Source organism: Winogradskyella vidalii (assembly GCF_013403955.1).
GTDB classification, from domain to species: domain Bacteria; phylum Bacteroidota; class Bacteroidia; order Flavobacteriales; family Flavobacteriaceae; genus Winogradskyella; species Winogradskyella vidalii.
Genome location: NZ_JABFDG010000008.1, coordinates 120,575 through 143,000 on the forward strand (window position 1 = coordinate 120,575; position 22,426 = coordinate 143,000).

The 22,426-nt window shown below is 33.5% G+C and carries 22 protein-coding genes; 17 read left to right on the plus strand and 5 right to left on the minus strand.

Annotated elements, in window-relative coordinates; all coding sequences use genetic code 11:
- Positions 1-95 precede the first annotated feature (95 nt).
- From HM982_RS16305 to HM982_RS16315, 3 genes are all read left to right on the plus strand, one after another.
- Complete coding sequence (locus HM982_RS16305) at positions 96-959, plus strand: N-acetylglucosamine kinase (protein ID WP_179354396.1); 864 nt, start codon at positions 96-98, stop codon at positions 957-959.
- A gap of 1 nt (position 960) precedes the next feature.
- Complete coding sequence (locus HM982_RS16310) at positions 961-1,323, plus strand: methylglyoxal synthase (protein ID WP_179354397.1); 363 nt, start codon at positions 961-963, stop codon at positions 1,321-1,323.
- 97 nt (positions 1,324-1,420) lie between these two features.
- Positions 1,421-1,603 carry a hypothetical protein gene (locus HM982_RS16315; RefSeq protein ID WP_179354398.1) on the plus strand — a complete coding sequence of 61 codons (183 nt, stop codon included), beginning with the start codon at positions 1,421-1,423 and terminating at the stop codon, positions 1,601-1,603.
- A gap of 51 nt (positions 1,604-1,654) precedes the next feature.
- Here HM982_RS16315 and HM982_RS16320 read toward each other — a convergent pair whose 3' ends face one another.
- Together HM982_RS16320 and HM982_RS16325 are read right to left on the minus strand one after the other, a co-directional pair.
- The gene (locus tag HM982_RS16320; protein WP_179354399.1) at positions 1,655-2,929 is read right to left on the minus strand and encodes an MFS transporter; all 1,275 of its coding nucleotides are present in this window, start codon (positions 2,927-2,929) and stop codon (positions 1,655-1,657) included.
- A 1-nt stretch (position 2,930) separates the two neighbouring features.
- A complete protein-coding gene (locus HM982_RS16325) occupies positions 2,931-4,559 on the minus strand; it encodes an acyl-CoA carboxylase subunit beta (protein WP_179354400.1) in 1,629 nt (542 codons plus the stop codon).
- Between the two features lie 145 nt (positions 4,560-4,704).
- Here HM982_RS16325 and HM982_RS16330 point away from each other — a divergent pair, with 145 nt between their 5' ends.
- The 4 genes from HM982_RS16330 (at position 4,705) to ettA (ending at position 8,014) form a co-directional block, all read left to right on the plus strand.
- Positions 4,705-5,235, plus strand: coding sequence for an NADPH-dependent FMN reductase (locus tag HM982_RS16330; RefSeq protein WP_179354401.1), 531 nt, complete (start codon positions 4,705-4,707; stop codon positions 5,233-5,235).
- 36 nt (positions 5,236-5,271) lie between these two features.
- The gene (locus HM982_RS16335) at positions 5,272-5,709 is read left to right on the plus strand and encodes a MarR family winged helix-turn-helix transcriptional regulator (RefSeq protein ID WP_179354402.1); all 438 of its coding nucleotides are present in this window, start codon (positions 5,272-5,274) and stop codon (positions 5,707-5,709) included.
- A gap of 309 nt (positions 5,710-6,018) precedes the next feature.
- A complete protein-coding gene (locus HM982_RS16340) occupies positions 6,019-6,201 on the plus strand; it encodes a CAL67264 family membrane protein (RefSeq protein WP_179354403.1) in 183 nt (60 codons plus the stop codon).
- Between the two features lie 121 nt (positions 6,202-6,322).
- The gene (gene ettA / locus HM982_RS16345) at positions 6,323-8,014 is read left to right on the plus strand and encodes an energy-dependent translational throttle protein EttA (protein WP_179354404.1); all 1,692 of its coding nucleotides are present in this window, start codon (positions 6,323-6,325) and stop codon (positions 8,012-8,014) included.
- A 263-nt stretch (positions 8,015-8,277) separates the two neighbouring features.
- Here the strand turns inward: ettA and HM982_RS16350 are convergent, their stop codons facing one another.
- On the minus strand, positions 8,278-8,511 hold the full coding sequence (locus tag HM982_RS16350; RefSeq protein ID WP_179354405.1) for a hypothetical protein: 234 nt from the start codon (positions 8,509-8,511) through the stop codon (positions 8,278-8,280).
- A gap of 417 nt (positions 8,512-8,928) precedes the next feature.
- Between HM982_RS16350 and HM982_RS16355 the strand changes: the two genes are divergently transcribed.
- The 9 genes from HM982_RS16355 (at position 8,929) to HM982_RS16395 (ending at position 19,037) form a co-directional block, all read left to right on the plus strand.
- Positions 8,929-10,275: a microtubule-binding protein gene (locus HM982_RS16355; RefSeq protein ID WP_179354406.1), complete on the plus strand. Its 1,347-nt coding sequence runs from the start codon at positions 8,929-8,931 to the stop codon at positions 10,273-10,275.
- Positions 10,276-10,335: 60 nt separating this feature from the next.
- Positions 10,336-11,370, plus strand: coding sequence for a hypothetical protein (locus HM982_RS16360; RefSeq protein ID WP_179354407.1), 1,035 nt, complete (start codon positions 10,336-10,338; stop codon positions 11,368-11,370).
- Positions 11,371-11,511: 141 nt separating this feature from the next.
- The gene (locus HM982_RS16365) at positions 11,512-13,467 is read left to right on the plus strand and encodes an AAA family ATPase (protein WP_179354408.1); all 1,956 of its coding nucleotides are present in this window, start codon (positions 11,512-11,514) and stop codon (positions 13,465-13,467) included.
- Between the two features lie 146 nt (positions 13,468-13,613).
- A complete protein-coding gene (locus tag HM982_RS16370; protein ID WP_179354409.1) occupies positions 13,614-14,213 on the plus strand; it encodes an NUDIX domain-containing protein in 600 nt (199 codons plus the stop codon).
- A gap of 72 nt (positions 14,214-14,285) precedes the next feature.
- Positions 14,286-15,551 carry a DUF6638 family protein gene (locus tag HM982_RS16375; RefSeq protein WP_246296895.1) on the plus strand — a complete coding sequence of 422 codons (1,266 nt, stop codon included), beginning with the start codon at positions 14,286-14,288 and terminating at the stop codon, positions 15,549-15,551.
- An 87-nt stretch (positions 15,552-15,638) separates the two neighbouring features.
- Positions 15,639-15,992: a four helix bundle protein gene (locus HM982_RS16380; RefSeq protein ID WP_179354410.1), complete on the plus strand. Its 354-nt coding sequence runs from the start codon at positions 15,639-15,641 to the stop codon at positions 15,990-15,992.
- An 87-nt stretch (positions 15,993-16,079) separates the two neighbouring features.
- Positions 16,080-16,622 (plus strand): hypothetical protein, encoded by a 543-nt coding sequence (locus HM982_RS16385; protein WP_179354411.1) that lies wholly within the window; start codon positions 16,080-16,082, stop codon positions 16,620-16,622.
- A gap of 114 nt (positions 16,623-16,736) precedes the next feature.
- Positions 16,737-18,434 carry a hypothetical protein gene (locus tag HM982_RS16390; protein WP_179354412.1) on the plus strand — a complete coding sequence of 566 codons (1,698 nt, stop codon included), beginning with the start codon at positions 16,737-16,739 and terminating at the stop codon, positions 18,432-18,434.
- A 132-nt stretch (positions 18,435-18,566) separates the two neighbouring features.
- Positions 18,567-19,037, plus strand: coding sequence for a hypothetical protein (locus tag HM982_RS16395; RefSeq protein WP_179354413.1), 471 nt, complete (start codon positions 18,567-18,569; stop codon positions 19,035-19,037).
- Positions 19,038-19,072: 35 nt separating this feature from the next.
- Here HM982_RS16395 and HM982_RS16400 read toward each other — a convergent pair whose 3' ends face one another.
- Positions 19,073-20,092 (minus strand): formimidoylglutamase, encoded by a 1,020-nt coding sequence (locus HM982_RS16400; RefSeq protein ID WP_179354414.1) that lies wholly within the window; start codon positions 20,090-20,092, stop codon positions 19,073-19,075.
- Positions 20,093-20,204: 112 nt separating this feature from the next.
- On the opposite strand from HM982_RS16400, the gene HM982_RS16405 reads away from it, so the two are divergent.
- Positions 20,205-21,092, plus strand: a complete 888-nt coding sequence (locus HM982_RS16405) for a chromosome partitioning protein ParA (protein ID WP_179354415.1) — start codon at positions 20,205-20,207, stop codon at positions 21,090-21,092.
- An 84-nt stretch (positions 21,093-21,176) separates the two neighbouring features.
- Here HM982_RS16405 and hutI read toward each other — a convergent pair whose 3' ends face one another.
- Positions 21,177-22,418, minus strand: a complete 1,242-nt coding sequence (gene hutI, locus HM982_RS16410) for an imidazolonepropionase (protein WP_179354416.1) — start codon at positions 22,416-22,418, stop codon at positions 21,177-21,179.
- Positions 22,419-22,426 lie beyond the last annotated feature (8 nt).

The following is a 22,426-nucleotide window of genomic DNA, read 5'->3' on the forward strand; positions in this document are numbered from 1 at the left end:
CGTATAGATTTATAGTTAATAAGTATAGTATTAATTCTGAAATTCCGTAGGATTATGAAATATTCATTCCTACGGAATTTTTTAATTTTAATCATATGATTTTAATAACAGATGGAGGTTCTACAAAGTGCGATTGGATTGCAATTGATAAAAATGGTAATCAGGCCGTTGATAAAATAAGAACCAAAGGTTTAAATCCTGCAATTGTTGCAGAGAAAAAAATCAAAAAAATAATTCGTAAAAGTGATGAGTTAATGGCTATTGCCGATAAAATTACTCATGTTTATTTTTACGGTGCAGGTTGTGGTACAGAAAAGCCAAGACTTTTATTAAAGTATATACTAGAGACTAATTTTGTAAATGCTCAGATAGAAGTAAGAGAAGATACTTATGCTGCCGTAAGAGCTTGTATAAATACTAATGACGAGCCCGCTGTAGTTTGTATACTCGGAACGGGATCTAACTGTAGCTATTTTGATGGTAAAGATTTACATCAGCGTGTGGATAGTCTTGGATTTATTTTAATGGATGATGCTAGTGGTAACTATTTTGGTAAGCAATTAATAAGAGATTTTTACTTTAATAAGATGCCAGATACCATAAGTGTTGCTTTTGCGCATAAGCATAATCTAGATTCAGATTATATAAAGTATAACTTGTACAAACAAGCTAACCCAAGTGCTTATTTAGCCGATCATGCTGAATTTATGTTTATTAATAAAGATTCAGAATACATCAGTAATATCATTACAAAAGGTATTCGTTTATTTGCAGATAATATGATTCTTCAATACAAAGAAGAATTAGACGGTGGAATTCCAGTACATTTTGCAGGTTCGATAGCTTATTTTGCACAAGAAGAAATTAAATTAGTCGCTAAAGACCTCGGGTTTAATGTTGGAAATTTTGTTAGACGTCCAATTGAAGGCTTGGTTAATTATCACATAAAAAATCTCTAATATGGAAATTGCTATTATAGCACATGATGGTAAAAAAGCCGAAATGGTTCAGTTTTTAAACCAAAATAATGACATTCTTCAAAAGAAGAATATTACCTTGGTTTCTACAGGTACTACAGGACTAAAAGTAAGTAAAGCAGGACTTAAAGTTGAAGCTTTACTATCTGGACCTTTAGGTGGAGATGCACAAATAGCAGCTAGAGTTGCAGAAGGCAAATGCCATATGGTATTGTTTTTTAGAGACCCTTTAGATCGTCATCCTCATGAGCCAGATATTTTAATGCTTATGCGACTTTGTGATGTACACAATGTGCCATTAGCAACGAATCCGGCAACTGCAGAATTACTAATTAAAGCGCTGTAATTTTTAATAACCTGTTAATAAAACTAGGACAAGGTATTGCGAAACTTAGATTTTGGTTATATCTTTGCACTAAACAAACGTAAACGAAATAATAACTATGTTCGACTTTGATCAATATTTAGGATTTTTAGCATTTTTAACCATCTTAACGATAGGATTTTGGTTAATGATTTTCCTTTTAACCTTTGTGGTACCTTATTGGCTTTTTGGATCTATAATAGAACGTTTAAAAGAGATTAAAGAAGAAAAGAAAGCTAAGCGTGAAGGTTTAACGCTTTAGTTATAGTAAATAAATTTTAAAAGAAAAAGAGCGCAATTTGCGCTCTTTTTTTTATGCTTTATTTTTTGAATGTTTATAAAGCAATAATGACGCAACCAATCCAACCAAAGTAAATAAACCCATTACCCCAAAAGCATGTTGTAGACCAATAGCACCTTTATTGGCATCTAAAAAATAACCCATTACGAGTCCTGCAAAAATATCTGGAGTATAACCAACAACTGAAATAAAACCAACAGCAGTTCCTGTAACAGTCAATGGAATTTTGGCTTCTTCAAGTGTTGCGAAATATAAAACCCTTGCTGAATATACACCTAAAGCCATGGTTCCAATGGATAGTACAAATAGAAGTGTTGTAGAGTTGTCAATAATTCCAAGGTAGAAAATGAGACTTGTTATCGTCATGAGAAAAAAACCAATAACAATCCATAACGAAGCTTTAGTTCTATCTGCAAGCAAGCCAATAACAACGCCAACAATAGGTCGTATATACAAGAGGGTAGTTCCTACTTTGGCAGCTTCAATTTTATTATAACCCATCACTTGTTCGGCATATTTACTAAAGAGGTCAGTCATTTTATAGCCGTAATAAGCACAAAGGATAATAATCATGAGCAGCCAAACGGCTCTATATTTCATGACTATTTTAAAATTCTCTATGGTCAATAATTTAGAAGGTTTTTCAGTTTCTATGAGTGCTGTTTCTGAGAATTTTAAAAGGAAAAAGACCATAAAGCCAATGCACATTACGGCAATAGAGGTGTAGGTTATCACTTCTTTAAATGCTAAACGACGTTCTGCAATGGAGGTTAATTCAACCTCTTTGGTAATAAATAATGAGAATATAATGACACCAACAGATCCAAAAAGCGCAGCGACCAAACCACGACCACCATCTAAAAACCCAAAAGCGATGCCTTGTTTATTTGTTCCACCCCAAATTCTGGTAGCTTTTATCATTGCAGCCCAAAAAAGGAAAATAGTGGTAAAACCCCAAAATCCATAAAGTACATGTAGCATATATAGATTTGGATATGTGGCTAAATAGAATCCGCCGAAAGCGGTTAAAACAAGCGCCGCTGACATTAAAATATGAGGTTTAAATTTGTCAGCCAATGGTCCGCCAAGAAGATAGGAAACTAATGCAACAGAACCGTAAGCCGCAAAACAACTTCCTAGTTCAGTATCGGTAATAGAAAAAGATTCTAGAAATGTGGTTCTAAAAATGCGCTGTAATACAAAAGGTAAAATGAAGACAGCCTCTGCTGCTAGTATCAATAATAGTATTACATACAAAGGCTGCCTTTTATTTTCTTGTTGAAGCATATTAAACTTGTAAAACCCCCATATTGAAAGACTTTTCAATTGGCGCATGGTTGGCCGCTTCAATTCCCATAGAAATCCACGTTCTAGTATCTAATGGGTCAATAACTGCATCTGTCCAAATTCTAGAAGCCGCGTAATAAGGAGATACTTGGTCATCATAGCGGTCCTTTATCTTATTAAATAATTCAGTTTCTTTTTCTTTAGTTATTTTTTCACCTTTCTTCTTAAGTGAAGCTGTTTCAATCTGTAGTAAAACCTTTGCAGCAGAATTTCCACTCATTACCGCTAATTCTGCACTTGGCCAAGCCGCAATTAATCTAGGATCGTAGGCTTTGCCACACATGGCATAATTTCCGGCACCATAACTATTACCTAGTACAATCGTGAATTTTGGAACAACAGAATTACTCACTGCATTTACCATTTTTGCACCATCTTTAATAATACCGCTGTGTTCAGATTTACTTCCTACCATAAAACCGGTAACGTCTTGTAAAAATACTAAGGGTATTTTTTTCTGATTACAGTTAGCAATAAAACGGGTGGCTTTATCTGCGGAGTCATTATAAATAACACCTCCAAATTGCATTTCGCCATTGGCTGTTTTTACTAATTTCCGTTGATTAGCAACAATACCAACAGCCCAACCTTCAATTCTAGCATAAGCTGTGATTATGGTTTTTCCATAGTCTTCTTTATATTCATCAAACTCAGAATCATCAACCAATCTTTTGATGATTTCTTTCATGTCATATTGATCAGCACGGCTTTTAGGTAAAATACCATAAATATCTTCAGGGGTCTCTTTCGGTTTTTTAGTCTCAACTCTGTTAAAACCTGCTTTGTCAAACTCACCGATTTTATCGACTAAAGATTTTATTTTATCTAAAGCGTCTTTATCATCCTTTGCTTTGTAATCTGTAACACCTGAAATTTCACAATGCGTTGTTGCGCCTCCTAAAGTTTCATTATCTATTGATTCTCCAATAGCAGCTTTTACTAGATAACTTCCTGCTAAGAAAATACTAGCTGTTTTGTCTACAATTATTGCTTCATCACTCATAATTGGTAAGTAAGCTCCACCAGCTACACAACTTCCCATCACAGCAGCTATCTGAGTAATCCCCATACTGCTCATCACGGCATTATTTCTAAAAATGCGCCCAAAATGTTCTTTGTCTGGGAATATTTCATCTTGCATAGGAAGAAAAACGCCTGCGCTATCAACCAAATAAATAATTGGTAAACGATTTTCAATCGCTAATTCTTGAGCTCGCAAATTCTTTTTTCCAGTAATAGGAAACCAAGCACCAGCTTTTACGGTTGCATCATTAGCAACAACAATACACTGCTTTCCTTTAACATACCCCATTTTAACAACAACACCACCAGACGGACAACCACCATATTGCTCATACATGCCTTCACCAGCAAAAGCACCAATCTCAATGGATTTGGCTTTAGGGTCTAAAAGGTAATTGATACGCTCTCGAGCGGTCAATTTGCCTTTACCATGATGCTTTTCTATACTTTTTTCTCCGCCACCTAATTTTACTTTAGTTAAGCGTTTTTTTAAGTCAGAAACTAAAAGCTTATTGTGATCTTCGTTTTGGTTGAATTTAATATCCATGTAATACAGATTTGTTTTGCACGAATTTACAAAATGAAACCATGTGGGGAAAGTGAATATTTTGTTAAAAAATAATACATGGAAATATATTCCTTGGAATACAAATAGCTTTATTGTACTTTTAATTCACAAAAAAATATTTAAAATGAAACACATAATAGCCTTCGCAGGAAGTAACAGCTCTAATTCAATTAATAAACAATTGGCAACTTATACTGCTTCTTTACTCGAGAATACTAAAACTACAATTTTAGATCTTAATGATTTTGATTTACCGATTTATAGTTCCGATTTGGAAGCAAAAGAAGGTATTCCAGAAAATGCATTTCAATTTTTAAAAATTTTGAAAAAAGGCGATGGTTTTATTCTTTCTTTAGCAGAAAATAATGGCGCCTATTCTGCGGTATTTAAAAATTTATTCGATTGGCTTTCTAGAGCAGAACAGAAAAATTGGTTAGGTAAGCCAATGTTATTAATGGCAACATCACCAGGAGCAAGAGGAGGGCAGTCTGTTTTACAAATGGCTGTAGATCGCTTTCCGCGTCATGATGCCAACATTGTAGGTAAGTTTTCTTTACCGTCGTTTGATGATAATTTTTCGGAAGGAAAGATTACAAATGAAGAACTTAATAAAGAATTATTAGTGCAAGTTAAAGCATTAGAAAATAGTCTTTAACATATAGCGTTTCAAAACACGAAGTATTCTTAAAAAATGGGAAACATAGAAAAAGATATCAATTCAACTTTTGAAAATAACCGTGTCAAAGCAATGCTTAATATATTATATACGGCTAATTGGATAACGCGTACTCAAAACGAATTCTTTAAACCCTTCAATATTTCGCCACAACAATATAATATACTCAGAATTTTAAACGGTGCGGAACAACCCTTAAAGGTTCAAACCATAAAACAACGCATGATTGAACGCTCACCAAATGCCACACGATTAATGGATAAGCTATGTGCTAAAAACTATATAGAACGTTTAGCATCTGTTGAAGATAGGCGCGTGGTTAAAATCTCTATTACTGAAAAAGGAAAAGCGCTATTAACTTCTATTCCGAATGATTTTAATAATAAATTAATGATGAATTTAGATGAAGAAGAAGCCAAACAATTAAGTTTTTTGTTAGATAAAATGCGTTAAACCGTTTGTGTTTGAAATAAATAATCCATTTGGTTAAATAAGTTGAAATACAGTCGTTTATACTAAAGTCTTTTAAAAGCATGTAAACTTTAGAAGGCTATTTTGGTTTATTTAACGATATTTGTAGTTGGAGTGATTTTAACTTATGACTCAATCGCTAAAATTTTTATTAGCTTGAAATGTCTTCTTTTTGAAGTATAACTCTAAGTTAGATACTAAAGTTAACTAAATATGAAGTCGTGCAAATAGGCAAGTTAAACAGCTTCACTAACTAATAAACAAACTAACAGATTAAAATTATAATTGATTATGGCAATGAATAAAAATACGGTATTAGCTTGGGCAACATGGATAATGATATTTGTGGGCTTAGGGTTAATTGCTCTTGGCGCATTTAGGTACGATGAAGTTGCAGGTTGGGGATTCGCAGCAGTTGGTGGTGGATTTTTCTGTATTTCTTGGGTGTTTAACGCCTTAAAAGGAAGAGTGTAAAACAAGTAAAAAGTAGTTTTAGAAATTCTAAAATATCTAATATAAGATAGCATTAAAAAGCTTAAACAGCTTTAAGTCTATCTAAAAAAATAAATCGTAAATTAAAAAATCGTAATAAAATATGTCTGACGATAAAAAAGTAATTTTCGCAATGTCTGGTCTAACCAAGACTTTCCCGGCAGCTAATACACCTGTTTTAAAAAATATATATTTAAGTTTCTTTTATGGTGCTAAGATTGGAATTCTTGGTCTTAATGGTTCTGGAAAATCTACATTATTAAAAATTATAGCAGGTGTTGATAAAAATTATCAAGGTGATGTTGTTTTTCAACCAGGTTACTCGGTTGGTTATTTAGAGCAAGAGCCACAATTAGATGATGAAAAAACAGTCATGGAGATTGTGCGCGAAGGTGCCGCTGAAACCGTTGCCATTCTTGATGAATACAACAGTATTAATGATCAATTTGGTTTAGAGGAAGTGTATAGCGATCCTGATAAGATGGAGAAGCTAATGAACCGTCAAGCTGAGCTTCAAGATCAGATAGATGCTTCTAATGCATGGGAATTAGACACCAAATTAGAAATTGCTATGGATGCCCTACGTACTCCAGATGGCGACAAAAAAATCGGAGTATTGTCTGGTGGAGAACGGCGTCGTGTAGCATTATGTCGTTTGTTATTACAAGAGCCAGATGTGTTATTATTAGATGAGCCAACTAACCACTTAGATGCCGAATCTGTACATTGGTTAGAGCATCATTTAGCGCAATACAAAGGAACTGTAATTGCAGTAACGCACGATAGATATTTTTTAGATAATGTAGCAGGTTGGATTTTAGAGCTCGATAGAGGTGAAGGCATTCCTTGGAAAGGAAATTATTCATCTTGGTTAGATCAAAAATCTAAACGATTGGCACAAGAAAGCAAATCGGCTTCTAAACGTCAAAAAACTTTAGAACGTGAGCTCGACTGGGTACGTCAAGGAGCAAAAGGAAGACAGACCAAACAGAAAGCGCGTCTAAAGAATTATGATAAATTAATGAGTCAGGATCAAAAGCAACTTGACGAAAAGTTAGAAATCTATATTCCAAACGGTCCAAGATTAGGAACCAATGTTATTGAAGCTTCTGGTGTTGCAAAAGCTTATGGTGATAAATTGTTATATGATGATTTAAACTTTAATCTACCACAAGCTGGAATTGTAGGTGTTATTGGACCAAATGGTGCTGGTAAAACCACTATTTTTAGAATGGTAATGGGTGAGGAGAATCCTGATAAAGGTGAGTTTAAAGTTGGTGAAACAGCTAAGATTGCCTATGTGGATCAGAAACACGCTAATATTGACCCTGAAAAATCAATTTGGCAAAACTTTAGTGATGAGCAAGAGTTAGTAATGATGGGCGGACGACAAGTAAATTCACGAGCTTATCTAAGTCGATTTAACTTCTCTGGAAGCGAACAAAATAAAAAAGTAAAACTGCTTTCTGGTGGTGAGCGTAACCGTTTACACTTAGCAATGACGCTTAAAGAAGAAGGTAATGTATTACTTTTAGATGAGCCAACAAACGACCTGGATGTTAATACATTAAGAGCTTTAGAAGAAGGCTTAGAAAACTTCGCAGGGTGTGCTGTTGTTATTAGTCACGATAGATGGTTTTTAGATCGTATATGTACACATATTTTAGCTTTTGAAGGCGATTCGCAAGTCTATTTCTTTGAAGGTGGCTTTAGTGAATATGAAGAGAATAAGAAGAAGCGTTTAGGTGGTGACTTAATGCCTAAACGAATTAAGTATAAAAAATTAGTGCGATAACATCAACTCAATTTAAAACGATAAAAAGCCAGCAATTTGCTGGCTTTTTTTATTGATCACTATAGATGTGATTATTATTTGTACAATAATTGTTTTCAATATTTAAGTTTTGTAAGTCTTCAAAATTAGATTTAAAACTTTCTATTTCTCTATTTTTAGAAGCGTCATGCTGGTGTGCGTATAAATCAACTTTACTAAATAGTATAAATATTGAAAAAAAAAATAAAAAAAGGAATTAATAATAAATAACTCATAACCATTTATTAATTGTCGCCATAAAGATGCCCACCAGGCATATCTTCTATATTTATGGACTCCTCATAATCTTTATAAGCATTGGTTTGCATTAATTTTTTGTTTTCAGCTTTTAATCGATACATTTTAATAATAGCAATGAGTATAAAAACAAGAAAAACAGATGCCACAGCAATTAAAATCATCGTAAGTTGAGTAGTAGTCACAATTAGAGCCTTAGATTGAATTATGTTGTTAAGCATAAGTTATGAATTTAGAATTGGGTTCTAGACTGCTAATATAGAAAAATAACTTAATGTTAAATAGCTAATAGTAAATTATTTATCAGTTTTAAATGTAATTTTTATCGATTAAACGTTAAATTAATCAGACGAATAGTAGTGTTTTCGGGGGTGAATTCAGCATTTGTAGCTTTAGAAAAAGATTAATTATTTAACACTACTTAGCTTTATATTTAACATTAAAAAGCTTTGAAATCGTATTCTGTTTTTAATTTTCAACTTTATAAAATGTTAATTTGATAAAAAAATAGATTAAAAAAGTGTAACTATTTCATTTAAGTAGCTACTGATATTTTAGTAAGTAAAGTTTTTATAGTCGTAAAAAAAACCGAAATTGCTATTCAGAAATTCGTTCAACCAAAAAACAAATGCACAATTATGTCTGATGATTTTGATTTATTAGAAACAAGTTCCAATGAGAAAACTGAAAAAGTTGATGTCAATTGGGGAAAAGCCATAGACCAAATGAAGTCTAAATTGGCCCAAGAGGATGATCCTGAGAGTCGTCAGAAAATTCTAAATGCAACATTAGATAATGTTGTAGATATGGCAGAAAAAGACAGAACGACGCTATTAGATGCTATTAAAGACTTAACAGATTACCAAGACGAAGTTGGTATAATGTTCGAGGGTTTTTCGGCTTTAAACGCATCAGAGCAAAAAATTATAGACGATGCGGTAAAACGATTAGAGCGTGCTAAAGTTGAACTTGAAGATGCTAAAAACAAACCCGATACGTGGTGGAACAATCTTTGGGGAAGAAAAAGTAAGATAAAAGAAGCTGAGCAAGAACTTCAAAATGCGCAAAAAGAACGCGATGCTTCAGATAATAAAGCAAAAGCCTTATTTCAACAACGTATTGAAACGGCAGACATACAAACCTTACTCAATGAATTATCCTTTAAGAGTCAGGCTGCAGTTAAGCGTTTAAAGGATCGTGAAATTGAAATTAAAGAGGTTGAAGAAAGTCTTAAAACGGCAATAGTTGAAGCGAGTGACAACCACACTAAAGCACTTCAAAAGAAACAAGAAGTAGAAGCTAAGCTTGAGGAACAATACGCTTTATTAAAACAAGCACGCCAAGCTTTACAAGATGTTGCAGACAAACAATCAACTGAATATTCTGAAGCTTTAGAAAAAGTAACACAATTAGAACAGCAAGTAGAGGAGTTAGAAGGCCTAAAAAATGCTTATACAACTTTAGCAGCTTCAAAAGATAGTTTTGTGCACAAACATAATCTTACCATTAAGGTTTTAACTTCGTTGCGTAGTAATTTACAAACCCATCGAGCAAAATTAAAATCAGATACCGATGAGCGTCTTAAATATTACGATGGTTATGTGGTGGCATTAAAAGCACGTACAGACCAAGAATTTGCAGCTATTTTAGAACATTTGGGTGTTAAAACTGATGAGCATATTGGAGAAACTTTAGCTGCTATGCATACAGCAAGTGCTAAAGCACGTCAAGAAATGATGGATAATATACCTGTACACGAAAAAGTAATGCAAGGTGTTTATGGTAGTTATGCTGAAGCTTTAAAAGAAATTCGGTCTAAGGATGAAGAACTTCAGAAAAACTTTGCTGACCGTTATGGCATTGATATGAAGGAGATTTTTGATGAATATTACAAAGCAGATGCAGAAGCACCTTCTGGTGATGGAGGTGGAGAGCCAGCAGGTGCACCAAAACCAGAAGCAACGGAGGATGATCTTTTAGGCTAATAGTGTTGGTTGTTTTCTTAACACCATCAACCAACAACAACCATTCAACGACTATAAATAATGATAGTTACCCCTTTAGATTCCGCTATATTAGATTCCAAAGAACAGTATGTGTTCTATCATAAAATGATAGATTTCACATTAAAAGAACTGATTGTTGCCGTACAAGAAAAACAAATCTTAAATCAACAAGAAGTCCTACTTTTTAAGCAATACTGCGATTTATTATTGTATTCTATTGAAGCCATGCGTGTAAAATACATGTATGATGAAGAAGAAAATATGAAAGTAGACCTTACAGATTCTGGTTTTCCTAATTATTTAGAATTTAGATATTTATTTAACGATTTAGGTTTACGAGAAGATTATTTAGGAAAACTGACCAGTACAACGGTTCTAAAAGAAGAATTTCTTGATACGTTGATGCGAAAGAAAGAACCAGTTTCTAAACGTAAACTTTTTCAAGCAGCATCTATTGTTTACTATACATCAGCCAAAAAAGAATATATTTTTAATCGCTTTGTACAAGGTAAAATTATAGAAGCGCCACAAGGTTTTGAAGAAGATTATTTGGTGAGTTGGAGTTTTTACGATGTCTCCCATAACCGACCATATATTTGCTATATGTATTTCAATTATGATGGTAAAGACGTTCAGGACTATAAAGATGAGATTTATAAGGTGCTTAAAAATGCAGCCGATCGTGATATGAATTTAGATACGATGGCTTATGCTATCGATAAGCGTTTGCCAAAAGTGTTTCCAAAGACAATTAAACGTGTTGATTTAGGACCATTACACAACGTATTTGCTAAAGACGAAAACAAAGTGACGCATGCTATTTTAAAAGGAATAGCAAATAAAGAAGTGCCTTTAGAATCTTACGCATTCTCTTTTAAATTAGATGAAGTAAAATCGGGAAGCGAATTTAGAGAAGGTGGTTTTTTTAGTAAACAAACCTTTCAACGTTGGGACCCTGTTTTTAAACAACGTTATGTTTTTGCACCACACCGCATTATTCAATTACTATATAATAAAACACCAGAAATTATGAATAAGTTGGCCATGCCGCCGATTCAAATTTCTCAATTATAAACACAATGGTTTTTAATGGCAATATAGTTTTCAGTATTGCGAAAAAAAAACAGAAGATAACAATATTAAAGGTGATTTCAGAACTGTAAACAAGGCTATAAGAGCAACGATTTACTACAGTTGAAATTGAAACTTAAGACTATGGAACACAATTCAACCTTCCCTATAAAACAAAATGAATTAGATATGCTTCGCGATGAAGCAACATCTTATCTCAAGTCTATACAGTGGGAGCAAGGACAGCGTGCAAAGCATAAAGATGACGATGCTAAAGACGAATCTATACTCTTGTATTTATCTCGAGCCAACAATGGCAGCAACGTTAATGTTATTTCGGTGTCTAAAACTATTTTAGCCTTAAAAAAGCGTTTGTTACCCGAATCTGTAGCGCTTCCTATTGCTTTAAATCAAGCCTTGTATGCGGTACAAGAAGGCTTAACTTTAGGAGTCTGGATTAAGGATTCTTATTATGATGCTTCAGGCTTATCGAGTTTGAATGAAAATAAATCAGCATTAGATCGGTCTGGAAAACGCGAGTACGAAAGTAAAATGCATACAGCAACCGCTTTTATGTTATTTGCTTCCGCCTATAAGATTCTACACGATTTAAAACCCCATGCATCTGATGATTTATCAGTGATGAAACAGAAGTTTGCAGGTATTCCTGAAGTGTCTTTTATGACGCCTTTAAAGGGAATTTCGTGTCAGTTATTTTATTACGATAAATATTTAGGGCATCCTGAAATTATTTCGTCAGATAAAGATGTTATCGATTTTACAGTAGTCTATTTTGAAGCTTTAATCGATGAAATTCAACTTCGAAAAAGCACTTTAGAATATACAGAAACCATTTTAGACCGAACGTATAAACTAGAAAACTCAGATTTTGCTGTTTCGGGTTGGGATAATGTATTTCAAGGGACAGCAAAGAGTATTGAGTTTAATAAAATTCAATTTGAACAAATTGTAGGTAACCGAGATGCTAAGCATTTTGCACGACGTTTAACAGAACGTATGTTGAGCTATGATTTTGAAGCTAAAAAGAACCCATTTCAAGAATTAGGTGGTTTTATGCCCGTGTTTATGGGGTACGGTATTCCGGGAACAGGAAAAAGTATGCTCATCGCTGCTATTGCAACACGATTAAAAGAACATGCCGATCATTTAGATATTCCATTTTTGTTTCACCCCATGCCAGACACGTTGATTAGTACCTTTCAAGGAGGTTCTGCAGAAAAAATGGTGGAGTGGATGAAACCTATGCAAGACCCTACAAAATTGATTTTTGCGCCAATTGATGATGCCGAAAATAACCTACAAGAACGTACAGCGCAAGGTGTTTCTGCAGGTGTAAAAGAAGTGATTGGTGTCTTTTTAAGATATACCGAAGGTGCTTATGCAGTGAATTATGGTAATAGTTCCATTGGTTTATTTACCAATTTACCAGAAATGTTAGATAAAGCTGTAATTTCTCGTGTTCAGGGTCGATTTAAAATTGATGGTGCACGTACCGAACACGATTTTGTAGACCAAGATTATATCTGGTGGAAGAAGTTACAAGATACGATGCCAGATTTTGTAAACATGAACGATCCTGAGGCTTATAAATATTTGTCCGATCAGAGTTTAGCCAATAGTATGGGCGAAATCTTAAATTTGGTTGAAAATCCAACTGAAGAACGCGTGCATGATACGTTTGATAAAGTTGAAAAGTTGCATCAAAACAATGACCACATGTTTTATGCGGCTTTATATAAAGAGATTCAAAAGATATTTCCGTTTTTCTCGTCTAGAGATGTTCGGAATATTCAATCAGCTATTTCATTACGTTTAACCGATTTCGATTTAGAGAAAGATTGGTTTGAAAACCCAGAAACCTATTTTAAAAAGGATTATGACACCAAATTTAATATGCTTCAAGAGTTAATGAAATCGAATATGAAAGGTTTAAACTTTTCAGATATAAGACGACAAGAAGTAATTCGGTATTTAGATAACGTGGCAAACATTGCAGATACCGATTTTAAACGTAAAGTGGATGCAAGAGTGAATCAATTGAATATTGAAACAGAAGCTAGAGCGCAGTTTGGAAAGTAATGTAAAAATTAAAAGTCTTTGTCTTTCTGTCAGAGTGAGGAATAACCGAAAAGGAGTCTTATTATAGGGTAACCTAGCGAACAGATTGCCCTAGCGAATAAAAAAGTTAGTTTCGTAATGATATAAAGTAGAATGATTTGTTAAACATGAATAAACTAAAAAACATAACCAAAACCACGCTCTCAAAAGAGTGGGCAACATTAGTCCGAATTGATTACGATTATCAATTTAAAAATGGCGAATGGAAATCAGTATCAAGAGAAAGTTATAATCGTGGCAATGGCGCGGCTATTTTATTGTATAATCCTGAAAAAGGTAGCGTGATTTTAACGAAGCAATTTAGGATGCCAATTTATGAAGCTAATAAAGAAGAAGGGATGTCTATTGAAGTTTGTGCAGGTGCTATAGACAATAATGATGATGCTTTAGAGACAATAATTAGAGAAACAGAAGAGGAGGTCGGTTATAAAATTACTGATGCACAAGAAGTGTTAACCGCCTATACCTCACCAGGCGCTTTAACTGAAAAAATGTTTTTATTCGTTGCAGCATATAATGATGCCATGAAAGTTAACGAAGGTGGTGGCTTAGATAGTGAGAATGAAGAATTAGAGGTTTTGGAGCTATCGTTTTCTGATGCCATAGAGATGATTGCAAACCATGAAATTATTGACGCAAAAACGATAATGTTAATACAGTATGCTCAGATTCATAATCTATTAACTCCTGCGAAAACAGGAGTCTGATGAAATTTTAAAAATAATACAATAATAAACGCTGCTAATTGCTGTGGAACTCAGCGAAATTCAGAGTAAACGATGAGATTCCCACTTTCATGGGAAATGAATATGCAAAAACTAAAACAAGCCAATTTATACCGAAGTGAACTTATTCCCATAAGCGGAAAACTAGTAGAGCGTTATAATGAATGCTTAAAAACTTTAGGTTTTACCGAAACAAAACTCACCTCATTTTTTATTGATGGTATGGGATGGAGTCCTGAAATTGCTAAAGAAAAAAATGATACGGCATACCTTAATCACGGTGAGGCCAACCCACATGGCATTATAATTTCGCCATTACAAAAAGGTAAACCGGTTTACTTGCCTTATCATTCGTTTGATAAAGATATGATGCATCAGGTGTTTAAAATACATGGTCCAAAAATTAATGATATTACAAGAGATTCGGCAATTTGTATCGGATTCGACCAAAATATTGATGTTTTTTATGAGCCTTTAGATATCTTAAAATACGATGATATTACTATCAATTTTAGGTTGATTGATAACTTAGAACAGATTCAAAAAGAGCAATTGCATCTCGTTGAAAAATTTAAAAGAGATAACAATTTTATAGACGAAAATCTTCATCAGCAATTATTAGATTCCGCTAAGAATCATGGCGATTTACGCGATAGAGATTTAAGTTTACATGCTTTACATTTTTCTACCAATTCATTTTATACAAGAGCGTTTGGTGGTGTATACTTACTTCGAGATTTTATAAAACCGATGGTGATTTTTAAAAGTAAGGATACTTACAAAGAAGCCATTAAAGATACGGTTCATGATGTGTTGATTTATCATATCTCACAACCCGAATTAATCGATAAGCTGAAAGACTATATTATCATTGAATGTGACTTAGAACACGTTGTAAAAACACCAAATTACGACCGTATTAAAAAATATGAACTCGCTCAATTTTTAAAGGATACCGCACACCCCATAAAAGATATATTGAATGATAAGGTGTTGTTTCGAAGTTATCTGAATAAGATAGATATTGAAGCAAGAAAACAAGTGATGAGTGTTGAGTTATATCTTGAAAAATTAGAACGTAGTAATGCTTATAAGCTTGAAGATATCGTGAATCAATCATTGTATTTTGCTTTGCACTTACCGCATTCATCACTGTCTTCAGAGCATCGCGATTTAATTCATAAATTACTGATTAACATTGCACCAAAAGATGTTTTGTTCTTGTATTGGTACGATAAAGAGCAGTTTTATAAACATTATGAAACTTGGGATGATTCCTTTAAGGATTGGGTGATTGATAGGATTGGTAATAATATATAAGGGTATTAAGCACGAAGCACGAAGCATGAAGCATGAAGCATGAAACATGAAGAATGTTGTATAATTTTTAAATTAAAAGATATACTTATGAAATTTAAGTTTGAAGGTTTAATTATATGGCAAAAAGGAATGGATTTAGGTGAGGATATGGATAAATTGGCAGATATTTTTCCTAAAAAAGAAATTTATAATTTATCTTCACAAGTAAGAAGGGCTTCGGATTCTGTTGCATTGAATATTTCTGAAGGTTCAATTTTGCAATCCGGACCAGAGTTTAGAAAATTTCTAGGCTATGCCATTCGTTCTATTGCTGAAGTTGTAACTTGTTTACACAAAGCCAAAAGGAGAAAATATATTGATGATATCAATTTTGAAAAATATTATAAAGTTTGTTTCGACTTAATGAACATGACAATTGCTTTTAGAAATAAAATTAAATAAATAAAAATATTAATTAAGTAGGAGAAATTTTAAAGCAAGGAGAGTCAAACTTCATGCTTCAAGCTTCCAACTTCCAACTTTATAACCATGGGCATAGAACTAGTAATCTTCATCGCAGCTATTTTATTTGGAATTTTTCTCTACTGGAGAGAGTCCAATGGAAATGGAGCGTATCGTTTTTTAAATAAAATAGTGAACAGCAAAGAACTTCAAATGGGAGCGGATAACCCCAAAGGATTTGTCTATAAACAATCCCTTTTACCACGAATTATATTTGTAGTAAGCTTGGTTTTGGTTTCCGCATTAATTGTAGAGTTTCTAACACCAATCAGTGTTTTTAGTAGTTATAACGGAGTTTCAGCTTTTGCTTCTTTTGCTGTTGGAACACTTTTAGGGACTTATATTGCGGGCTTTATAATTACGTCGTCTGATGTTATTGAAGCACAAAGTGAATCCTTGGAAGATCGGTTTGAAGACGCTGTAGAAAAAGGAAAAGATTTTTTAGAAGATTTAAAAAACAAGGATAATAAAGCCGTTGAAGAAGCTAAAAAGGAAATTGAAAAAGAACCAGAAGTTAAAATGAACGAAAAAAGTGCAAGAGAGCGCTTAAAAGATAAAGGACTTATGTAGCTCAAAATGTCAATCTGAGCGCAGATGAAGCATCTCATTTTACAATTTGAATCTTAAATAATTATAACTATTAATTTAAACGAGGAGATTCCTGTTTTTAAAGGAAGAATTACCATGATAAAAAACTACTGGAATAAAGGCGGCAAACAAAAACGGATTACCATTTTTGTAACATTACTAATACTTGTGTTATTGTTCTTTTTTAGAGACGATTACCAACCTGTTTTATTGTTTATACGAAAGTATATCTTCATTATATTAATCAGTTTCCTCATGCTGTTTTTAGGGTTGCGTAAATTCAGGAAGTCTGCACATGTTGGTAGTCGCTTAGGAATTTTAGCTTTACTTATTGTGTTTTTCGGATTGTTATATGTCGCAGGATGGCATTATAAAATGTACGATTATATGAAGACTTATAATGTGTTCAATAATTTAAACAAGGTTGAAATTCACGAATTACCATTCACGCAAAACGAACGTATTCAACCGCTTCGAAATGTACATTCTATGGGAAGAGAAAGTGTAGGCGAAACTAAAGATGTGTCTTTGCCACATTTGGTAAGAGTTGATGACCAAAATAAATGGACAATGGCAATTCAACCGAGTGAAAACTACATGATGCAGCGCATGAACGATAATACCGAAGAAGTATTTTCGGTGAGTAGTACAACGCCTTTTCCTAGATTTTCAAACGAAAATCGAATTGATGTTACATTTTCTATAGGTGAAACCTTATTATTTAGTAGAAATACTTATAACGCCGTAGTACAGCGTTTTAATCCTTGGATGTTATTCAATTACGAACCAAGTGACACGTTCTATATGAAAAATGATAACGATGAATGGGTAGAAGTAGTGAGCTTAATAAAATGGAAAGGATTTTTGTTTCCATACCCAACCTTTGGGGGGGTGATGATTATTGATAATGGCGCGCATAATTTTAACGATTATGTAGAGCGTATTATGATTGGTAAAGGCACCTTTGTGAGTCCGGATAAAATTAAGAATTATCCATTTTTAACCAAGCAGAATACTTTATCAGAAAAAGTATCGCAACTGCAAGCGGAATCACTGAAGTTTTTAGGTGGTTTTAGTGACCCTTTACCATGGAATATGGAAACAGCCGTGAAAATTCCTGTGATGCCAAAAGACCAAAATCAACAACCTTATGTCACGGATTTTGATTTTTCAGGCTCTAATACCGATGCTTATAGTGGTTTATACCATTGGTTTGGTTTGGAACCGGTAGGGGATGAGCGTACCAGCTTAAGCTATAGTGTGTTTGTGCCAGCTGATGGTACTGATAATTTGTATTATTATGACCACGCGACTAAAAAAGAAGGCTATGCAGGTGTTTCAGCCATGCCTTTAAAAGTTAAGGAATCTCGAAAAGAATACGATTGGAGTGCGAGTACACCAGTAGAATTTAGACCTTATATAAAAGATATTGCTGGTAGAAAGCGTATGTTTTTCTTAGGAACCGTTTCTTCTATCAGTTCTACTAATGCACAACAATTTGATGGTTCAGCAACACCAGATTTAGTGTTAATAGACAGCGAATATAAAGATGTGATTTGGATTGATGTAAAACATCCAAGCACTTGGGATGAAGAAGTCTATAATCAACTTAATGAGGCTTGGCGAGCAAGTGAGGGTATTGGGTATTTTTACAACGAACAACCAAAAGATAAGGATGTTATAGAACAGCAGATGGACTCTATAAATCGTATTCCAAAAGTAGAAGATAATTCAGCTATAATTAATGAATTACAACGTCAGTTAGATTCTTTAAAGGCAGTTAGTGCCCAATAGAGTTTTGATTACTTTAGAATAAATACAGACCTGTCAAGTTTATAAACCTGACAGGTCTTTTTTTATTTATCCTGATGAGTTTATTTGTAACAAAATCAACTACTTATCGACTTATAATGTAAAAGTGATATTATGGGTTACATGGGGTTTGGTTTGCAAAAATGGATTTATACGATGCGACCGCGTCAACCATTTTCTATGCAACGCAAAGGCTCATTTACTGATGTTCCAACCTATAGTCGAAAATTTAAACTTCAACATTCTAAAACTAAAGGGAGCTATAATTTTGGTATTATTTTGTTCTTTATTATGGTTTTAATTGTTGTGTTATCAGTGCCGCATTGGATAGCGGATGCTAGGTTACGACACGAGCAAGAATTGGCTTGGGCTATCAAAAGAGATAAAGAGGCATTTGACTTCTTATTAAAATCTGGAAAATGGCGATTAAGCAACGGACGAATTTCTGCAGCCTCTTCAGAATTTAAATTAGCGCAGGCCATTCTTCCTGAAGACAAAGAATTGAATGTTTTAATTTTAGAAACCTTACAAATACTATGCTTAGAGTATAATCAGAATTGCAATGATTTAGATCAGTTGGAGTAGGAGCTTACGTATACACTAGCTTAATAGAAATGCTTTTAATTTTTATGAGCTCTCATAAAATCGGTAATTAAATACGTAATTAGCTTTCCTACTTTTGTCGCTGTTTTTTTTGTAGGTGCAGCTTCACAGATATGTAAATAAGATGCATTTTCATGCTGACCAAAATAATTTACAAATTGCCGTGCTTTTTTTACACTAAAACCACTCGGGGTCTTGGCACTGCTTGGTATGTTTTTAATTGCATCACAATCTATTTCAATCCCAAATTTCTTTGAAGCAACATGGTCTAACGCATAAGCCATTTCAGATTTAAAATCAAGTTCATTTCTTACATCAATAGCTTCGTAGGTATTATATTTAATAGATTTTACCTTTTTTAGAGTTTGAAGTAAGGTGTCTGATGTATAGTTTTCGTGCAGACCGAAAATAAAATAATTTTTCAAGAACCCTTCAGCATAAGCATAGCTAAAACCGTTGCCACTGTGTCTGCCTTCTTCAGCTCTAAAATCAGAATGTGCATCAAAGTTAACAACATTCATTCTTCCGTTGTTGGCCAATGCAGACCCTTTAATATTTCCGTAGGCATTATTATGTCCACCACCAATAATGATTGGTATTTTTCCAGCTTTAACGATAGAACCAACAACATTGGTAACATCCTTATCTATGATTTCAACAAAATTCCGAACCTTTGTTCGTTCCTTCTTTTTTGAAGTATTTAGTGCTAGTAGGGTTTCACGTTGTTTTGAATAGTCGAGGTGACCTAAAATTAAAACACGTTTTGCATTCGTAAATGTGTTATTCTGAATGTTTAATAAAATATTTAAGGTCGCTTCCCAAGCTCTGTAAGTTCCTGTTTGTCCGAAGTTTCCGTAAACCCCAATATCTTCTTTAATACCAAACACAACATAGTCAACATCTAAATCAACGATAGCATCGTATATACTAGTGAGCTTAGGTATGAACTGAATATGTTCGCCAAATTTTGTTTCCCCTTTTCGTTTCTTTAAAAGTTGTTGTTTTTCTTTTTCTGAAAATAAAATGAGATGCTGCATTTGGATAATAATTTGTTATATATTAGATTAAAAATACATTTTTATTTAATTACTTTGGCTTAAATTCGATATTAAAAAACAACAATAAACAATAATTAAAACCAAATTATTTATGGAAGGTTCACCAAAATCAAACACAGGGTTAAAAGTTGGCTTAGCAATATTAGCGGTATTGTTCTTAGGTACTGCATTCTACACGTCTAAACTTTACAATGAAAAGAATGAAAATGAAAAATTACTAGTTAGCGAAAAGCAACAAGTAATGAATGATCTTAGCAATATGGCTAAAGATTATGATAAGGCGATTGCTGAAACTGAATCTAAAAACCAAGATGTTATTGCCGCTAGAGCGCGTATTCAAGGTTTAATGGATTCTCTTAAAGTTTCTCAAAACAGTGTAAGTAGTTTGTGGAGTTACAAAAAGAAATATATGGCTTTACAAGAGGAAATGGATGTTTTATTAACTGAAAATGACCGATTAAAAGTTGAAAATCAATATTTGGCAACGTCTTTAGATAGTACAAATGTACAATTAGCAGAGCGAACTATGTTTACCGATTCACTTTTAGTGCAAAATACAGAGTTGTCTACTGTTGTCAAAGATGCAGCCGCTTTACAAACTGTTGGTTTAGTAGGTATGGGTGTGCTAGAACGTAGTAGTGGTAAACAAGTACCGATGGAAAGAGCAAGACGAAGTGATAAAATTAAGGTTTGTTTTACAGTCGCTAAAAATATGCTTACAGAAGCAGGAGATAAAGAATTATATGTTCAGGTTATAGATCCTTTAAATAATGTATTAGGTGCTAATGATCAAATTGAATTTGAAGATCAAATCTTAAACTACAGTCTTATCAGTAGATTTAATTATGAGAATAGAAATTTAAATATTTGTGAATATGTTGCGCCACCTGAAGATTCTAAGTTTGAATCAGGACGTTATCAAATTAATGTTTTTAATGACAAAGCTTTAATTTCGTCTTCAGAATTTGAATTGAAGTAAGCCATTATAATTTATATCTTATAAAAAAATCCAGAAGTTTTTAGACTTCTGGATTTTTTTTATGGCTAATAAATAAGTATTTATTTACTTATTTAAGAGTTGTCCGTTAATAAGTACTTGCTCTATAGGATTATGTGCAAAGGCGTAAGGAATTTCACTATAATGATTCATAGGTTTAGTAATGATAATATTAGCCTTTTTTCCTCTGGTAATACTACCATACATACTGCTAATTCCCATAGCATAAGCACCATTAATTGTGGCTGCATTAATGGCTTCTTCTGGAGTCATTTTTAGTTTAACACAGGCAGCACTAACTATAAAATTCATATTTCCACTAGGCGCAGTTCCAGGATTGTAATCCGATGCAATAGCTAGTGGTAAACCTGCGTCAATTATTTTTCTTGCTTGTGTATAAGGTATACTTATAAAATAAGAGCAACCAGGTAAAGCTACTGGCATGGTTTCACTATCTTTTAAAGCTTCAATATCTTCATCGTTAATTTCTTCTAAATGATCGACTGAAAGTGCATTATACTTAACGCCTAAAGCAATACCTCCTAAAATATTAAATTGGTTGACGTGAATTTTTGGTTGTAAATTATGAGCTGCTCCAGCTTTTAAAATAGCTTCTGTATCTTTTATATCAAAGTAACCTTGCTCGCAGAATGCATCTACATAATGTGCGATGTGTAATTCAGCAGCTTGCGGAATCAACTCTTCTGTAATAAAATTAATATAGTCTTGTTTTTTAGACTTGAATTCTTCAGGGATGGCGTGTGCAGCTAAAAGTGTAGGCACTATATTAGCCAAGCTTTCTTGTTTTAGTTGCTTTATAACACGAAGCATTTTTAACTCAGCTTCTAATGTTAAGCCGTAGCCCGTTTTTATTTCTAAAGCACCAGTTCCCATAGCGATAAGTTCGTTTAATCGCTGAAGAGATTGTTCATATATTTCTTTTTCACTTGTATCTTGAAGTAATTTAGCGGAGTTTAAAATTCCTCCTCCCTTACTTGCTATTTCGGCATATGATAGTCCGTTTATTCTATCGACAAACTCAGAGGTTCTATCGCCAGCATATACCACATGTGTATGAGAATCGCACCACGATGGTAAGACTATTTTACCTGTAGCATCAATAATTGTTTCAGCATCAAAACCTTCACAATCTTCCATAGGACCATATTCAATAATAGTATCGTGAACGATATAGAGATAGGCATTTTCTAAAACAGGAAGATTTTTCATGTCACTTCCTTTTACAATAGTAATATTATGCTCATGAACTTGAACAAGTTGTTTAATATTTTTTATTAGTACGGACATAAGGATTG

What these genes read in the sequence shown, in the direction of transcription:
- HM982_RS16330 (WP_179354401.1), top strand. Translation starts at nt 4,705, where the DNA reads ATGAAACACATAATAGCCTTCGCAGGAAGTAACAGCTCTAATTCAATT.
- HM982_RS16390 (WP_179354412.1), top strand. Translation starts at nt 16,737, where the DNA reads ATGATAAAAAACTACTGGAATAAAGGCGGCAAACAAAAACGGATTACC.
- HM982_RS16400 (WP_179354414.1), bottom strand. Translation starts at nt 20,092, where the DNA reads ATGCAGCATCTCATTTTATTTTCAGAAAAAGAAAAACAACAACTTTTA.
- HM982_RS16355 (WP_179354406.1), top strand. Translation starts at nt 8,929, where the DNA reads ATGTCTGATGATTTTGATTTATTAGAAACAAGTTCCAATGAGAAAACT.
- HM982_RS16360 (WP_179354407.1), top strand. Translation starts at nt 10,336, where the DNA reads ATGATAGTTACCCCTTTAGATTCCGCTATATTAGATTCCAAAGAACAG.
- HM982_RS16325 (WP_179354400.1), bottom strand. Translation starts at nt 4,559, where the DNA reads ATGGATATTAAATTCAACCAAAACGAAGATCACAATAAGCTTTTAGTT.
- HM982_RS16365 (WP_179354408.1), top strand. Translation starts at nt 11,512, where the DNA reads ATGGAACACAATTCAACCTTCCCTATAAAACAAAATGAATTAGATATG.
- HM982_RS16385 (WP_179354411.1), top strand. Translation starts at nt 16,080, where the DNA reads ATGGGCATAGAACTAGTAATCTTCATCGCAGCTATTTTATTTGGAATT.
- HM982_RS16335 (WP_179354402.1), top strand. Translation starts at nt 5,272, where the DNA reads ATGGGAAACATAGAAAAAGATATCAATTCAACTTTTGAAAATAACCGT.
- HM982_RS16305 (WP_179354396.1), top strand. Translation starts at nt 96, where the DNA reads ATGATTTTAATAACAGATGGAGGTTCTACAAAGTGCGATTGGATTGCA.
- ettA (WP_179354404.1), top strand. Translation starts at nt 6,323, where the DNA reads ATGTCTGACGATAAAAAAGTAATTTTCGCAATGTCTGGTCTAACCAAG.
- HM982_RS16405 (WP_179354415.1), top strand. Translation starts at nt 20,205, where the DNA reads ATGGAAGGTTCACCAAAATCAAACACAGGGTTAAAAGTTGGCTTAGCA.
- HM982_RS16320 (WP_179354399.1), bottom strand. Translation starts at nt 2,929, where the DNA reads ATGCTTCAACAAGAAAATAAAAGGCAGCCTTTGTATGTAATACTATTA.
- HM982_RS16375 (WP_246296895.1), top strand. Translation starts at nt 14,286, where the DNA reads ATGAGATTCCCACTTTCATGGGAAATGAATATGCAAAAACTAAAACAA.
- HM982_RS16370 (WP_179354409.1), top strand. Translation starts at nt 13,614, where the DNA reads ATGAATAAACTAAAAAACATAACCAAAACCACGCTCTCAAAAGAGTGG.
- hutI (WP_179354416.1), bottom strand. Translation starts at nt 22,418, where the DNA reads ATGTCCGTACTAATAAAAAATATTAAACAACTTGTTCAAGTTCATGAG.
- HM982_RS16340 (WP_179354403.1), top strand. Translation starts at nt 6,019, where the DNA reads ATGGCAATGAATAAAAATACGGTATTAGCTTGGGCAACATGGATAATG.
- HM982_RS16380 (WP_179354410.1), top strand. Translation starts at nt 15,639, where the DNA reads ATGAAATTTAAGTTTGAAGGTTTAATTATATGGCAAAAAGGAATGGAT.
- HM982_RS16315 (WP_179354398.1), top strand. Translation starts at nt 1,421, where the DNA reads ATGTTCGACTTTGATCAATATTTAGGATTTTTAGCATTTTTAACCATC.
- HM982_RS16310 (WP_179354397.1), top strand. Translation starts at nt 961, where the DNA reads ATGGAAATTGCTATTATAGCACATGATGGTAAAAAAGCCGAAATGGTT.
- HM982_RS16395 (WP_179354413.1), top strand. Translation starts at nt 18,567, where the DNA reads ATGGGTTACATGGGGTTTGGTTTGCAAAAATGGATTTATACGATGCGA.
- HM982_RS16350 (WP_179354405.1), bottom strand. Translation starts at nt 8,511, where the DNA reads ATGCTTAACAACATAATTCAATCTAAGGCTCTAATTGTGACTACTACT.